The sequence below is a fragment of the Pantoea sp. At-9b genome (assembly GCF_000175935.2).
GTDB lineage: Bacteria > Pseudomonadota > Gammaproteobacteria > Enterobacterales > Enterobacteriaceae > Pantoea.
This window is the reverse complement of sequence record NC_014837.1, coordinates 3,240,693-3,255,212: the sequence shown is the minus strand read 5'-3', so window position 1 is coordinate 3,255,212 and position 14,520 is coordinate 3,240,693. Positions and strand designations below refer to the sequence as shown.

General features: G+C 56.4%; 11 protein-coding genes. 7 read left to right on the top strand and 4 right to left on the bottom strand.

Going from position 1 to position 14,520, the window contains the following annotated elements:
- Positions 1–40 precede the first annotated feature (40 nt).
- Complete coding sequence (tadA, locus tag PAT9B_RS14940; RefSeq protein ID WP_013510115.1) at positions 41–538, top strand: tRNA adenosine(34) deaminase TadA; 498 nt, start codon at positions 41–43, stop codon at positions 536–538.
- Here tadA and mltF read toward each other — a convergent pair.
- Positions 535–1,995, bottom strand: coding sequence for a membrane-bound lytic murein transglycosylase MltF (gene mltF / locus PAT9B_RS14935; RefSeq protein ID WP_013510114.1), 1,461 nt, complete (start codon positions 1,993–1,995; stop codon positions 535–537). The two genes, tadA and mltF, sit on opposite strands and share 4 nt — an antisense overlap.
- Before the next feature lie 269 nt (positions 1,996–2,264).
- On the opposite strand from mltF, the gene purL reads away from it, so the two are divergent.
- Positions 2,265–6,155, top strand: coding sequence for a phosphoribosylformylglycinamidine synthase (gene purL, locus PAT9B_RS14930; protein WP_013510113.1), 3,891 nt, complete (start codon positions 2,265–2,267; stop codon positions 6,153–6,155).
- Between the two features lie 181 nt (positions 6,156–6,336).
- Here purL and PAT9B_RS14925 read toward each other — a convergent pair whose 3' ends face one another.
- On the bottom strand, positions 6,337–6,597 hold the full coding sequence (locus PAT9B_RS14925) for a hypothetical protein (protein WP_150105792.1): 261 nt from the start codon (positions 6,595–6,597) through the stop codon (positions 6,337–6,339).
- Positions 6,598–6,730: 133 nt separating this feature from the next.
- Between PAT9B_RS14925 and PAT9B_RS14920 the strand changes: the two genes are divergently transcribed.
- The 4 genes from PAT9B_RS14920 (at position 6,731) to glnB (ending at position 10,578) form a co-directional block, all read left to right on the top strand.
- Positions 6,731–8,158 carry a HAMP domain-containing sensor histidine kinase gene (locus tag PAT9B_RS14920; protein WP_013510110.1) on the top strand — a complete coding sequence of 476 codons (1,428 nt, stop codon included), beginning with the start codon at positions 6,731–6,733 and terminating at the stop codon, positions 8,156–8,158.
- A 3-nt stretch (positions 8,159–8,161) separates the two neighbouring features.
- Positions 8,162–8,830 carry a two-component system QseEF-associated lipoprotein QseG gene (gene qseG, locus PAT9B_RS14915; protein ID WP_013510109.1) on the top strand — a complete coding sequence of 223 codons (669 nt, stop codon included), beginning with the start codon at positions 8,162–8,164 and terminating at the stop codon, positions 8,828–8,830.
- Positions 8,827–10,161, top strand: coding sequence for a two-component system response regulator GlrR (gene glrR, locus PAT9B_RS14910; RefSeq protein ID WP_013510108.1), 1,335 nt, complete (start codon positions 8,827–8,829; stop codon positions 10,159–10,161). Before qseG ends, glrR begins: the two co-directional genes overlap by 4 nt.
- A gap of 78 nt (positions 10,162–10,239) precedes the next feature.
- Complete coding sequence (glnB, locus tag PAT9B_RS14905; protein ID WP_007886217.1) at positions 10,240–10,578, top strand: nitrogen regulatory protein P-II; 339 nt, start codon at positions 10,240–10,242, stop codon at positions 10,576–10,578.
- Positions 10,579–10,675: 97 nt separating this feature from the next.
- On the opposite strand, the gene hmpA is transcribed toward glnB, so the two are convergent.
- On the bottom strand, positions 10,676–11,860 hold the full coding sequence (hmpA, locus tag PAT9B_RS14900; protein WP_013510107.1) for an NO-inducible flavohemoprotein: 1,185 nt from the start codon (positions 11,858–11,860) through the stop codon (positions 10,676–10,678).
- A 337-nt stretch (positions 11,861–12,197) separates the two neighbouring features.
- Between hmpA and glyA the strand changes: the two genes are divergently transcribed.
- Entirely contained in the window at positions 12,198–13,451 is a 1,254-nt protein-coding gene (glyA, locus tag PAT9B_RS14895) for a serine hydroxymethyltransferase (protein WP_013510106.1), read from the top strand.
- A gap of 51 nt (positions 13,452–13,502) precedes the next feature.
- Here the strand turns inward: glyA and PAT9B_RS14890 are convergent, their stop codons facing one another.
- Positions 13,503–14,519: an ABC transporter ATP-binding protein gene (locus PAT9B_RS14890; protein ID WP_013510105.1), complete on the bottom strand. Its 1,017-nt coding sequence runs from the start codon at positions 14,517–14,519 to the stop codon at positions 13,503–13,505.
- Between the last annotated feature and the right edge of the window lies 1 nt (position 14,520).

Here is a 14,520-nt window from a genome sequence, read left to right as displayed (position 1 = left end):
GTTATAATGCGCCGCCTTGACAGCCCGCAGGAGTAACCTGGTGAACCCACAGACAGATGAATACTGGATGCGTCACGCATTGCGTCTCGCACGGCTGGCGTGGGAGCAGGGTGAAGTGCCGGTCGGTGCGGTGCTGGTGCAGGGCGATACGGTGATTGGGGAAGGCTGGAACCGCCCAATTGGTCAACACGACCCCACGGCTCACGCGGAAATCATGGCACTACGCCAGGGCGGCAAAGTACTGGAAAACTATCGCCTGCTGGATACCACCCTGTATGTCACGCTGGAACCCTGTGTGATGTGCGCCGGGGCGATGGTGCACAGCCGCATTACGCGGCTGGTCTACGGGGCAAAAGATGAAAAAACCGGTGCAGCCGGTTCATTGCTGGATGTGATTGGTCATCCGGGAATGAATCACCAGATTCAGATCGATTCGGGGGTGCTGGCGGAGGAGTGCGCAGCGATGCTGAGTGATTTTTTCCGCATGCGCCGCGAGCAAAAGCGAGCGCTGCGCCAGGCGCAGCGTGATGCCGGTTAATTCATGGCAATTTTAGGTTCGACCGCCGGGTAACCGGCACCCAGTTCTGCTTCCAGCGCGGATTGCTGCGCCAGCCGCTTCTCCTGCTCCTGCAGGTAACCCTCCAGGCTAATCTGATACTTACGAATATTCTCGACGTAATTATAGGCTTCATGACCGCGTGCATAGCCATAGGTGGTCTGCGCGTAATAGCGTTTCTGGCTCAGCATCGGCAAGCGTAACTTTACATCGGCCCAACTGTCGGGATTGCCACCTTGTTTGGCGGTCAGCTTACGCGCATCGAGCATATGGGCGTAGCCCATGTTGTAAGCCGCCAGAGCAAACCAGATACGTTCATCATCCGGGATAGTGTCGGGGACTTTTTCTATCATCCGTTGCAGGTACTCGCTGCCACCACGAATGCTTTGCTCAGGGTCAAGGCGGTCGCCAACGTTGAGACTGTCGGCAGTGTTACGCGTCAGCATCATCATACCGCGTACCCCGGTGGGGGATGTTGCCTGTGGATTCCAGTGTGATTCCTGATAGGAGATGGCTGCCAGCAATCGCCAGTCGATGCTGGACGCATATTTTTCAAATAACGGCTTAATGTCCGGCAAGGTGTTGTCTATCGCGCGCAAGAAAGTGCGGGTATCGACATAATCAAAGGTGCCAACATGGCCGAGGTACTTCTCCTCCAGTCGCGCCATCGTGCCTTCTTCGCCCATCTGACTATAGAAGTCGAGCATCGCCGCGTTCAGGCTGTCATCCTGTTCATTGTGTGGCAGATACCAGGTCACCGGTTCTTCGTCGGTGATATCAAAGGCGACCGCCAGCTGTGGATGGATGCGTTGCAGCAGGCCGATGGTGACCGAATCCCCTACGGTGTAATCCAGCTTGCCATCCGCCACGGCTTCCAGCAGCGCTTTTTGTCCCTGATCGGCGGCAATGGACCAGTCGAGATCGGGATAGTGATCGGCTTTGGCGGAACGTAAAGTTGACAGGTACGCCGATCCGGACTGCACGACCAGCCGACCCTTCAGGTCACCGAGGTTCTTTGGCCGCGGCTTATCAATACGGTACACCAACTGCTGTGACACCGAGTAGTAACTCGGTCCGGTCTGATAACGGGCGATGCGATCGTTGTTGTAGATCAGGCCTGCCGCCAGCAAATCCGCTTTACCATCATCAAGATCGTCAAACAGGTCGCCGAGGTTCGGACGCACCGTCACCTCAAGTTTGACACCCAGATAATCGGCGAAGCGCTTCGCCAGCTCGTAGTCCATACCCGCTGGTGCATTATTGACGGTGTAGTAAGTCAGCGGGGAGTTAACGGTACTGATGCGCAGTACTCCCCGTGATTTGATCTGCGATATCGCGTCTTTGCCACCCCCGTACCAGGGGATCGACGGCCACAGTGCCAGCGCAAGTAGCACGGTGATCAGACCGATGAACAGATAGTTTAATTTCAGGCGTTTCAAATAGTTGTCTCTCGCTGGCTCTCAGGCCTCTGTCTTTATTAGGCAGTATTGATCTTCTTGGCACTCCCAGAGCGAAGGGCATTTTGCGCAACAAAGCGAGCTGGAGCAACTTATATAGCAAGATTTGCGCAATTTTCAGGCAAATACTAAGACTCATAAATTCTGCGCAAACGGTTTCGTAACCGGTGCTGTTTCTCTATAATACGCCCCGTTTTCCCTGTTGCGCCCAATGAAGCGTCGCCCGGCGCTTCGAAGACGAGAGATCTTTAATGATGGAAATTCTGCGTGGTTCGCCCGCCCTGTCGGCATTTCGTGTAAACAAACTGCTGACCCGCTTTCAGGACGCTCATCTGCCGGTGAGTGATATTTACGCCGAGTACGTCCATTTTGCCGATGTCAGCGCGCCGCTGAGTGCGGATGAAAAAGCCCGCCTGCAACGTCTGCTGAAATACGGTCCGTCTCTCGCCGAGCATGCGCCACAAGGGCGTCTGTTGCTGGTGACGCCGCGTCCTGGCACTATTTCTCCCTGGTCTTCCAAAGCGACCGACATCGCCCACAATTGTGATCTGCCGCAGGTACGTCGTCTGGAGCGCGGTATGGCGTTCTATGTACAGGCACCTGAACTGAACGATGCGCAGTGGCAAACCCTCGCCAGCCTGCTGCATGACCGCATGATGGAAACCGTGTTTGCCGACCTCAACGACGCGCAGCAGCTGTTTGCTCATCATGAGCCGCAACCGCTGAAAAGCGTTGATGTCCTCACTGGCGGCCGTCAGGCACTGGATCAGGCCAACCGCACGCTGGGGCTGGCACTGGCCGATGACGAAATCGACTACCTGCTGGATGCCTTCACCAAACTGGGCCGCAACCCGAACGACATTGAACTCTATATGTTCGCGCAGGCGAACTCTGAGCATTGCCGTCACAAAATTTTCAACGCCGACTGGATTATCGACGGCGAAAAACAGCCGAAATCGCTGTTTAAAATGATCAAAAACACCTTCGAACAAACGCCGGATCACGTGTTGTCTGCCTATAAAGACAACGCGGCGGTGATGGAAGGGTCTGAAGTTGGCCGCTACTACGCGGATGCGGAAAAAGGCGAATACGACTTCCATCAGGAACAAGCCCATATCCTGATGAAGGTGGAAACCCACAACCACCCGACGGCGATTTCACCGTGGCCGGGTGCTGCGACCGGTTCCGGTGGCGAAATTCGTGACGAAGGGGCAACCGGACGTGGTGCTAAACCCAAAGCGGGTCTGGTGGGCTTCTCGGTGTCCAACCTGCGTATTCCCGGCTTTGAACAGCCCTGGGAAGAAGATTTCGGTAAACCCGATCGTATCGTCACCGCGCTGGATATCATGACCGAAGGCCCGTTGGGCGGCGCAGCCTTTAACAACGAATTTGGTCGTCCGGCCCTGAACGGCTACTTCCGTACTTATGAAGAGCGCGTTAACAGCCACAACGGTGAAGAGCTGCGTGGTTACCACAAGCCGATCATGCTGGCGGGCGGCATTGGTAACATCCGTGCCGACCACGTACAGAAAGGTGAGATCGTTGTAGGTGCCAAGCTGATCGTGCTGGGTGGCCCGGCGATGAATATCGGTCTGGGTGGTGGCGCGGCATCGTCCATGGCTTCCGGTCAGTCTGATGCTGACCTCGACTTCGCTTCCGTTCAGCGTGATAACCCGGAAATGGAACGCCGTTGTCAGGAAGTGATCGACCGTTGCTGGCAGTTGGGTGAAGCTAACCCGATTCTGTTTATCCACGACGTCGGTGCGGGCGGACTGTCTAACGCCATGCCGGAACTGGTGAGCGACGGTGGCCGTGGTGGTCGCTTCAATCTGCGTGATGTGCTGAGCGACGAGCCGGGCATGAGCCCGCTGGAAGTGTGGTGTAACGAATCGCAGGAACGTTATGTACTGGCGGTTGCGCCGGACAAACTGCCGCTGTTTGACGAGTTGTGCAAACGCGAGCGCGCCCCTTATGCGGTCATTGGTGAAGCCACAGAAGAGCAGCATCTGAGCCTTGCCGACAGCCATTTTGACAATAAACCGATCGACATGCCGCTGGACGTACTGCTGGGCAAAACGCCGAAGATGACGCGTGACGTGGTACGTCAACAGGCGCAAGGTGAAGCGTTGCAGCGCGACGGCATCACCATTGCCGATGCGGTAAACCGGGTGCTGCACCTGCCGACCGTGGCAGAAAAAACCTTCCTGGTGACCATTGGCGACCGTACCGTGACCGGTATGGTGGCGCGTGACCAGATGGTTGGCCCGTGGCAGATCCCGGTTGCCAACTGCGCGGTGACCACCGCCAGCCTCGACAGCTATTACGGTGAAGCCTTCGCTATGGGCGAACGTGCACCGGTGGCGTTACTCGACTTTGCTGCTTCAGGCCGTCTGGCCGTCGGTGAAGCCCTGACCAACCTGGCGGCTACGGCGATTGGTTCGCTCAAGCGCGTGAAGCTGTCTGCCAACTGGATGTCAGCAGCCGGTCACCCGGGTGAAGATGCCGGTTTGTATGAAGCGGTGAAAGCGGTTGGCGAAGAACTTTGCCCGGCGCTGGGTATCACCATCCCGGTGGGTAAAGACTCCATGTCGATGAAAACCCGCTGGCAGCAGGGCAATGAGCAACGTGAGATGACTTCTCCGCTGTCGCTGGTGATCACGGCGTTTGCCCGTGTTGAAGATGTACGCCGTACCGTCACCCCGCAGCTCCAGGCGGGCCAGGACAACCTGCTGTTGCTGGTGGACCTGGGCAACGGTGCCAACACCCTCGGCGCAACCGCGCTGTCGCAGGTGTATCGTCAACTGGGTGATAAACCGGCCGATGTGCGTGATGCTCAGCAACTGGCTGGTTTCTTCAACGCCATTCAGGCGCTGGTGGCTGAGCAGAAACTGTTGGCCTACCATGACCGTTCCGACGGCGGTTTACTGGTGACGCTGGCTGAGATGGCGTTCACCGGCCACTGCGGTATCGAGGCGGATATCGCCGCACTGGGTAGCGATGCGCTGGCCGCACTGTTTACCGAAGAATTGGGTGCTGTGCTGCAAATCAACGCTGCCGATCGCGATGCGGTGCTGAAGACCTTCGCCGATCACGGTCTGGCGACCAACGTGCATGTGATTGGTCAGGCGTTGCCGGGCGACCGTTTTGTTATCCGTTCTGGCGAGCACGCGGTGTACAGCGAAAGCCGTACTACTCTGCGCACCTGGTGGGCAGAAACCACCTGGCAGATGCAGCGCCTGCGTGATAACCCGGCCTGTGCTGACCAGGAACACGAAGCGAAGAAAAACGACAACGATCCGGGCCTGAATGTCCATCTGACCTTCAAACCGGAAGAAGATGTCGCCGCGCCGATGATCGCCACAGGTGCGCGTCCACGCGTTGCCGTGCTGCGTGAGCAGGGCGTTAACTCACACGTTGAAATGGCTGCGGCGTTCCATCGTGCCGGTTTCACTGCGGTCGACGTACACATGAGCGACCTGCTGGCGGGGCGTCGCGGTCTGGAAGAGTTCCACGCGCTGGTCGCCTGTGGCGGCTTCTCATACGGTGACGTACTGGGCGCGGGTGAAGGCTGGGCGAAATCGATTCTGTTCAACAGCCGCGTGCGTGATGAGTTCGAAAACTTCTTCCACCGTCCGCAGACACTGGCGCTGGGCGTATGTAACGGCTGCCAGATGATGTCCAACCTGCGTGAGCTGGTGCCGGGCAGCGAACTGTGGCCACGCTTTGTCCGCAACCAGTCAGAACGTTTTGAAGCGCGTTTCAGCCTGGTGGAAGTGGCCGCCAGCCCGTCGTTGCTGCTGGACGGTATGGCCGGTTCGCGGATGCCAATCGCCGTGTCGCACGGTGAAGGTTTTGTTGAAGTGCGTGACGGTGCACATCTCGCCGCGCTGGAAAGCAAAGGTCTGGTGGCACTGCGCTTCGTCGACAACTTCGGTAAAGTGACGGAAACCTATCCGGCCAACCCGAACGGCTCGCCGAACGGTATCACTGCCGTGACCAACGAAAGCGGCCGCGTCACCATTATGATGCCGCACCCGGAACGTGTCTTCCGTACCGTCAGCAACTCCTGGCACCCGGCTGAGTGGGGCGAGGACAGCCCGTGGATGCGTATTTTCCGCAACGCGCGTAAGCAGTTGGGTTAATCGTTGTAGCGGCGCGAGATATCGCACCATGAAGGGCGTCCAGCAGGACGCCCTTTTTTATGGGGTGTCGGAAAACAGCGACACCGCTACGGTTAAATTGTCGCTAAAAGGTGACACGTAACCTGTTGATATTTCATGAAGTAATTTTCGCCTCTGAAACGCGTTGCTAATCAGCGACACTTTAATGGACCGGACGGTAAAAAATGTCCAGCAGAGTGCGCCGTTCATCGGGCATTCCTCTGATAATAAACGTTATTTTATTTTTGGCACGATACTTGCTATAATAATCACGTTGCTCATTCTCCTGCTTATGATTGCCCCGCATTGCGGTTGAGCTCATAAAAACTGAATGACGCACCAAACGGTGCCTGCCGTCCACCCAACCGATAATCGCTTGCTTTGCAACGTTATCAAGCATCGGACGTAACGTTGAGTTAGGCACCACCTTATTCCCGCGCGAGGCATTTCGCGTCGCGCATAACGGCAGGCATCGCGCCTGCCGTTTTCTTTTCTGTACTTTCTTCCGCTGTCAGACTCCGCTAGCATTCCTCAGTCAAATTTTAAGGAAATCTGTTGTGAAGAGATGGCGTCTGTTTCCCCGATCGTTGCGTCAGCTGGTGCTGATGGCGTTCCTGCTGGTGCTGCTGCCTTTGTTGGTGCTGGCATGGCAGGCCTGGGAAAGCCTGTCGGCGCTGAGTAATCAGGCGGCGGATACCAATCGCAACACCTTTACGGATGTGCGCCGCAGCGAAGCGATGGCACGGACGGCTATCGAACTGGAGCGTAGCTATCGCCAATATTGTGTATTGGGGGATGAGACGCTGGCTCATTTGTATCAGTCGCAACGCGTGCGCTACGACCAAATGCTCAGCAGTCACGCAGCCAGCCTGCCGGAGTTACCGGCGTTCAAAATCTTATCCGCGACGCTACCGCAACTGGAAACGCTGCAATGTTCCAATGGAAACCCGGCAACCGCGGCGGCGGCGGCGCTGGAGCGGTTCTCTGATACCAACGCCCAGATGGTCCAGGCCACGCGCGAAGTGGTATTTTCACGCGGACTTCAATTGCAGCGAGAAATTGCCGATCGCGGTCAGTTTTTTGGCTGGCAGGCGCTGATATTGTTCCTGATCAGTCTGGCATTGGTATTGCTGTTTACCGGAATGATCATCGGCCCGGTGAAACGTGTCGAACGCATGATTAACCGGCTGGGCGAAGGTAAAGCGCTGGGCGATAGCGTCAGCTTCCGTGGGCCGCGCGAAATCCGCTCCCTCGGGCAGCGCATTGTCTGGCTGAGTGAACGCCTGAGCTGGCTGGAGACCCAGCGACATGAATTTTTACGGCATCTTTCCCATGAGTTGAAAACGCCACTTGCCAGCCTGCGTGAGGGCACGGAGCTGCTGGCCGATCAGGTAGCAGGTCCACTCAATAGCGAGCAGCAGGAAGTGGTGGCGATTCTCGATACCAGCAGCCGCCATCTGCAACGGCTGATTGAGCAACTGCTGGATTACAACCGCAAGCTGGCGGATGGCCCGATGGCGCTCGATAGCGTCGCGTTGGATGCTATCGTCGATACGGTGGTGAAGTCGCATTCGCTGCCCGCGCATGCCCGGCACATGAAGACCCATGTTGATTTGCAGGTGAACCATTGCCTGGCGGAGGCCACCTTGTTGCAACGGGTGATCGATAACCTTTATTCGAACGCCGTGAACTACGGTAGCGAATCCGGTAACATCTGGCTGCAAAGCCAACAGAAGGGCAATGAGGTGTGGATTGAGGTGGCAAACACCGGCACACCGATTCCGGCTGAGGAGCAGGCGATGATTTTTGAGCCTTTTTATCAGGGCAGCCAGCAGCGTAAAGGGCCAGTTAAAGGCAGCGGGCTGGGTTTAAGCATCGCTAAAGATTGCCTGCGCAGGATGCAGGGTGATTTGCAATTGGTGACCCGCAAGGATGCGGATGTCTGTTTTCGTATTATTTTGACTACCACCGCCGGGAATGCCTGATCAATGAAATTATCCCTCAAAGATTTTCTTGCCGCTGGCCTGATGGTCTTCGGCCTGGCGGGTTGCCATGCACCCACCACCGACAGCGCCTTGCGTGATGACAGCACGCTGCCGGAACCACAGGTACGCTTACCGGACTATCTGGCCACCGATTGTGGCAATATCTGGCAAATCGATTATCTTGCCGCAATGAATAACCCGCTGTACTGGCAACGTGCAATTGATTGCGCCGAACGCCTCTCCCCGGCGGAAGCCAGAGTGGAAGCGCGCCGTTGGCCGGTACAAAGCTGGTCACGCGCCTTTAAACAAGGCATCTTGCTGGCGAACGGCAACGTCACGCCGCAGGAGCGTCGTGATTACGTCGAGGCGCTGGATAGTTACAGCACGGCGTTTCCGGCGGCGGTACGTCCGCTGATTCAACTGTGGCGTAGCAATCAGGCGGCTCAACTTGAACTGAGCGAGGCACGCGGACGCTATACGCGGCTACAAGAAAGCAGTGATGCCGAACTGGATAGCCTGCGTCAGCAGCAACGCACTTTGCGTAATTCGCTGAATGATACGCAGCACAAGCTGGAGCGTCTGACCGATATTGAACGCCAGCTCTCCTCGCGTAAGGCACCCGATAGCAGCGACAATGCGCACAGCAGCAGTACCAATGAGGAGCAGCCATGATGAAACAGGCGGCACGTTTATTGCTGGTGGATGATGATCCTGGCTTGCTAAAGCTGCTGGGGATGCGTTTAAGCAGTGAAGGCTATCAGGTGGCAACCGCGGCCAGTGGCCCGGAGGCGTTACGTCATCTGCAAAAAGAGAAGGTCGATCTGGTGATCAGCGACCTGCGGATGGATGAGATGGATGGTCTGGCGCTGTTCGGCGAAATTCAGAAGCGTCATACGGGCCTGCCGGTGATCATCCTGACAGCACACGGATCGATCCCGGAAGCGGTTTCTGCTACCCAGCAGGGGGTATTCAGCTTTCTCACCAAGCCGGTGGATCGCGATGCGCTGTATAAAGCGATTGACGAGGCACTGGCGCAACGTGCCCCGGCCAGTGATGACAGCTGGCGTGAAGCGGTCGTCACACGTAATCCACTGATGCTGCGGCTGCTGGAACAGGCACATATGGTGGCGCAATCGGATGTCAGCATTTTGATCAACGGTCAAAGCGGTACCGGTAAAGAGGTATTGGCGCAAGCCATCCATGCCGCCAGCCCGCGCGCCAGCAAACCCTTTATCGCCATTAACTGCGGTGCGCTACCGGAACAATTGCTGGAGTCAGAGCTATTCGGTCACGCCAAAGGCGCGTTTACCGGTGCGGTGAGTGCGCGTGAAGGGCTGTTTCAGGCGGCGGAAGGCGGTACGCTGTTCCTTGATGAAATCGGTGATATGCCGCAGGCGTTGCAGGTGAAACTGCTCCGGGTGTTGCAGGAACGCAAAGTGCGTCCGCTCGGCAGCAACAACGATATCAACATCAATGTGCGCATCATTTCGGCCACCCATCGTGATTTACCTAAAGCGATGGAGAAGAAGAGTTTTCGTGAAGATCTCTACTATCGCCTTAATGTGGTGAATCTGAAGATCCCGGCGCTGCACGAACGCGCGGAAGATATTCCGTTGCTGGCGAATCATCTGTTACGCCAGGCGGCCGATCGGCATAAACCCTTTGTGCGCAGTTTCTCCGTCGATGCCATGAAACGGTTGGTGGGCGCCAGCTGGCCGGGTAATGTGCGTCAGTTGGTCAACGTGATCGAGCAATGCGTGGCGTTAAGTACTTCGCCGGTGATTGGTGACGCGCTGGTGGAGCAGGCGCTGGCGGGGGAGAACACGGCGCTGCCGACCTTTGTCGAAGCGCGTAACCAGTTTGAGCTGAATTATCTGCGCAAGCTGTTACAAATGACCAAAGGAAATGTCACCAATGCGGCGCGTCTGGCTGGACGCAACCGCACAGAATTCTATAAGCTGCTGTCGCGCCATGAACTGGACGCCAGCGATTTTAAAGAGTAGCTTGCTGCGGCTGCGGCAGAAACACTTATACTATCTGTTATCCGTCCGGCCACGGAGGGAGTGAAAAAAGGATCTGTCATGAAAAAGATCGATGCAATTATCAAACCATTTAAACTCGATGATGTACGCGAGGCGTTAGCCGAAGTCGGCATCACCGGGATGACGGTCAGCGAAGTGAAAGGATTTGGTCGTCAGAAAGGCCATACCGAACTGTATCGCGGTGCCGAGTATATGGTCGACTTTCTGCCGAAAGTAAAAATTGAGATGGTGGTGGGTGACGATATCGTTGATACCTGCGTTGAGACCATCATGAAAACCGCGCAGACCGGCAAAATTGGCGACGGTAAAATCTTTGTCTTTGATGTCGCCCGTGTTGTACGTATCCGTACTGGCGAAGAGGATGAAGAGGCGATCTAATCGCCCTTTGAATGGCTGAAAAGCCCGCAACGTTCCGCGCTGCGGGCTTTTTTATTGTACCTGGCGTAGCGGCGCGATTTATCGCGCAATCCCTGATTTACAGCACCTTATGCGGACCAAATACTTCGTAATGAATGCGGTCAGCATCGATGCCAGCATCCAGCAACTGGCGAGCGACAAACTGCATAAACGCCAGTGGGCCGCACAGCCAGAACTGACGCTCAGCCTCGCCCAACGCGGCGGAAGCGCTGCCTAAATCCATCAACCCCTGCGCATCGTAGTGCCCTGCATCTGCGGCCGTGGGTTGGCGATACCAGACATGGCGGGTGAAATTCGGCAGGCGGCGACCCAGTGCGGTCACTTCTTCAGCAAACGCATGTTGTGTGCCATCTTCCGCCGCATGCAGCCAGTTAACCGCCGCCGGATGGGCCTGTGCGGCCAGCGAGGCTAACATCGCCAGCATCGGCGTCTGGCCGACCCCCGCCGAAATCAGCGTAACCGGTGTCGTTGGTGTTACTTGCAGGAAGAAGTCCCCAGCCGGTGCTGCGCACTGCACCACATCCCCCACTTTTGCCTGATCATGCAACCAACCGGAGACGCTGCCGCGGTCTTCACGTTTTACGGCTATGCGGTAGCACTGACCATTCGGCTGGTGCGTCAGCGAGTATTGACGATGTTGCAGATGCCCCGCGCTGTCCGGGCGCAGGCTGATCGCCAAATACTGGCCTGGCAGGAAATCTGCCACGGCCTCGCCATCAACGGGGGCCAGCTCGAAACTTTTGATCACGCTGCTTTGCTGGTGAATGGCACGGATGCGGAAATCGCGCGCGCCGCGCCACCCGCCAACCTTCGTCGCTGAAGCGCGATAAAGGGTTTCCTCGCGCTGGATAAACACCTCGGCCAACACCCCATAGGCTTTACCCCAGGCTTGTAATACTTCTTCGCCCGGGTCCAGCAACGCCTGCATGGTCGCCAGCAGATTTTCACCAACGATAGCGTACTGCTCCGGCTGAATATTCAGGCTGACATGTTTCTGGGCGATTTTTTCTACCGCTGGCAGTAGCACAGCAAGGTTCTCCAGATTGGCACCGTAAGCGCAGATCGCGTTGAACAACGCTTCACGCTGATTACCGCTGCGCTGGTTGTTCATGTTGAACACGTCTTTGAGTTCCGGGTGTTGCGTCAGCATACGCTGATAGAAATGCCCCGTGAGTTGCGGGCCAAGTTGAGCGATGGCGGGCAGGGTCGATTTAACCGTGGCGATGGTTTGCGCGTCGAGCATGGTGAATCCTCATAGCGATTTAAAAGATGTATTTTAAATGCATCTTATAATCGCGACGCAGCGGTTGTAAATCCCCCCGATCGTTGCGGGATCATTCACCTGCACTGGAATCTGTCTCGCAAACCTGAAATTTTTTCCGCTTCATGCTGAGGAAATATCCTGATTATCCGGCTTGCAAAAATGCGTAAAAAACCCGTTCCAGCGCCGTGCCAATCGTTTGCGTAAAAAGAAAGGATTGCGGCTACCGTCACCTGCCAAAACGGTTTACACTGTGGGCCTTCGCCCCTTCGCGGGGCTTAAACTGCCGTTAAAAAGTTAGCTGAGTCAGGAGATGCGGATGTTAAAGCGTGATATGAACATTGCCGATTATGATGCCGAGTTGTGGCAGGCGATGGAGCAAGAGAAAGTGCGTCAGGAAGAGCACATTGAACTGATTGCTTCTGAAAACTACACCAGCCCACGCGTTATGCAGGCGCAAGGTTCACAGCTCACCAATAAATACGCGGAAGGGTATCCGGGCAAGCGCTACTACGGCGGATGTGAATACGTTGATATCGTTGAGCAACTGGCGATCGACCGCGCGAAAGCGCTGTTTGGTGCAGATTACGCCAACGTGCAACCGCACTCTGGTTCTCAGGCTAACTTTGCGGTGTACACCGCGCTGCTGCAACCAGGCGATACCATTCTGGGTATGAACCTGGCGCACGGTGGTCACCTGACTCACGGTTCACCGGTTAACCTGTCCGGTAAACTGTATAACGTCGTGCCATACGGCATCGATGAAACCGGTAAAATTGACTACAACGAACTGGCTGAACTGGCGAAAACCCACAAGCCGAAAATGATCGTTGGTGGCTTCTCTGCCTACTCAGGCGTGGTTGACTGGGCAAAAATGCGTGAAATCGCTGACAGCGTTGACGCCTGGCTGTTCGTTGACATGGCACACGTTGCCGGTCTGATCGCCGCTGACGTCTACCCGAACCCGGTTCCGCATGCGCACATCGTGACCTCTACCACCCATAAAACCCTGGCGGGTCCGCGTGGCGGCCTGATCCTGGCGAAAAACGGTGACGAAGAGCTGTACAAAAAACTGAACTCCGCGGTATTCCCGGGTGGTCAGGGTGGCCCGCTGATGCACGTTATCGCCGGTAAAGCGGTCGCGTTCAAAGAAGCGATGGAGCCTGAGTTCAAAACTTACCAGCAACAAGTGGCTAAAAACGCCAAAGCGATGGTAGAAGTGCTGCTGGAACGCGGTTACAACATCGTTTCAGGTGGCACCTATAACCACCTGTTCCTGATTGACCTGGTGAGCAAGAACCTGACCGGTAAAGAAGCGGATGCCGCGCTTGGCCGTGCCAACATCACCGTCAACAAAAACAGCGTGCCGAACGATCCGAAAAGCCCGTTCGTGACCTCTGGTATCCGCATCGGTACCCCGGCGGTAACCCGTCGTGGCTTTAAAGAAGCGGAAGTCCGTGAACTGGCTGGCTGGATCGCTGATGTGTTGGACAACATCAACGACGAAGCAACCATCGAACGTACCAAACAGAAAGTGTTGGATATCTGTGCACGTCTGCCGGTTTATGCCTGATAAGGCCTGAGTTCGCAGCGTAAAAAAGGATGGCGTAAAGCCATCCTTTTTTTATGCCCCGGATTCAACCGGCACCAGATGGCAGGCCACACGTTGCCCCTCGGCTTTCAACGCCAGTACCGGCCGTTCTGCACGGCAGCGATCGGTGACATACGGGCAGCGGGTGTGAAAGCGGCAGCCCGTCGGGGGAGACAGCGGGCTGGGCAGTTCCCCCGTCAGGCTGACATTTTTCCCGCGATCGCGCGGATTCATACTTGGTGCGGCGCGCAGCAGGGCCTGGGTATAAGGATGCAATGGCGAAGTAAACAACCTTTCTGTCTCGGCAATTTCGACCACTTCACCCAGGTACATCACCGCCACACGGTGCGAAATATGCCTGACCAGTCGCAGATCATGGGCGACGAACAGCACGGTCAGGTTGAGTTTCTGCTGCAAATCCAGCAGCAGGTTAACGACCTGCGCCTGCACCGAGACATCCAGCGCTGACACCAACTCATCGGCAATCAGCACCGTTGGCTCTACCGCCAGGGCGCGGCTGATGCCAATACGTTGACGTTGGCCGCCAGAAAACTCATGCGGCAACTTATCGATAGCGTCGAGCGGGAGACGTACCAACGTCATCAGTTCTCGAATGCGTGCGGGAATCGCCTGTTTCGGGCACATGTTGTGCACCGAGAGTGCCTCGGTCAGCACCTGCCCGACGGTCATGCGTGGGTTCAGTGAGCTGTAGGGGTCCTGAAAAATCATCTGCACCTGGCGGTTAAAACTGCGTCGTGCTTTGCCATGCAGGGTGGCGATGTCTTTGCCATTGAAATAGATTTTTCCCTCATTGGTGGGCAGCAGCCCAACCATGGCGCGGGCCAGTGTCGATTTACCGCAGCCCGATTCACCCACCACGCCCAGCGTCTCGCCGGGCATCAGTTCCAGCCGGACCCCGTTCAGCGCCTGGACCACCTTGCGTGGCTTGCCCTGAATTTTATCGAAAATCGACTGGGCCACCGGAAAGTGCACCATGGCTTCCTCGACGCTGACAATCGGCAAACCTCGTTGCAGAGTGACTTCACTCATC

Coding starts and splice junctions, on each gene's coding strand:
- PAT9B_RS14890 (WP_013510105.1), bottom strand. CDS start 14,519: ATGAGTGAAGTCACTCTGCAACGAGGTTTGCCGATTGTCAGCGTCGAG.
- glnB (WP_007886217.1), top strand. CDS start 10,240: ATGAAAAAGATCGATGCAATTATCAAACCATTTAAACTCGATGATGTA.
- purL (WP_013510113.1), top strand. CDS start 2,265: ATGATGGAAATTCTGCGTGGTTCGCCCGCCCTGTCGGCATTTCGTGTA.
- hmpA (WP_013510107.1), bottom strand. CDS start 11,860: ATGCTCGACGCGCAAACCATCGCCACGGTTAAATCGACCCTGCCCGCC.
- glrR (WP_013510108.1), top strand. CDS start 8,827: ATGATGAAACAGGCGGCACGTTTATTGCTGGTGGATGATGATCCTGGC.
- qseG (WP_013510109.1), top strand. CDS start 8,162: ATGAAATTATCCCTCAAAGATTTTCTTGCCGCTGGCCTGATGGTCTTC.
- glyA (WP_013510106.1), top strand. CDS start 12,198: ATGTTAAAGCGTGATATGAACATTGCCGATTATGATGCCGAGTTGTGG.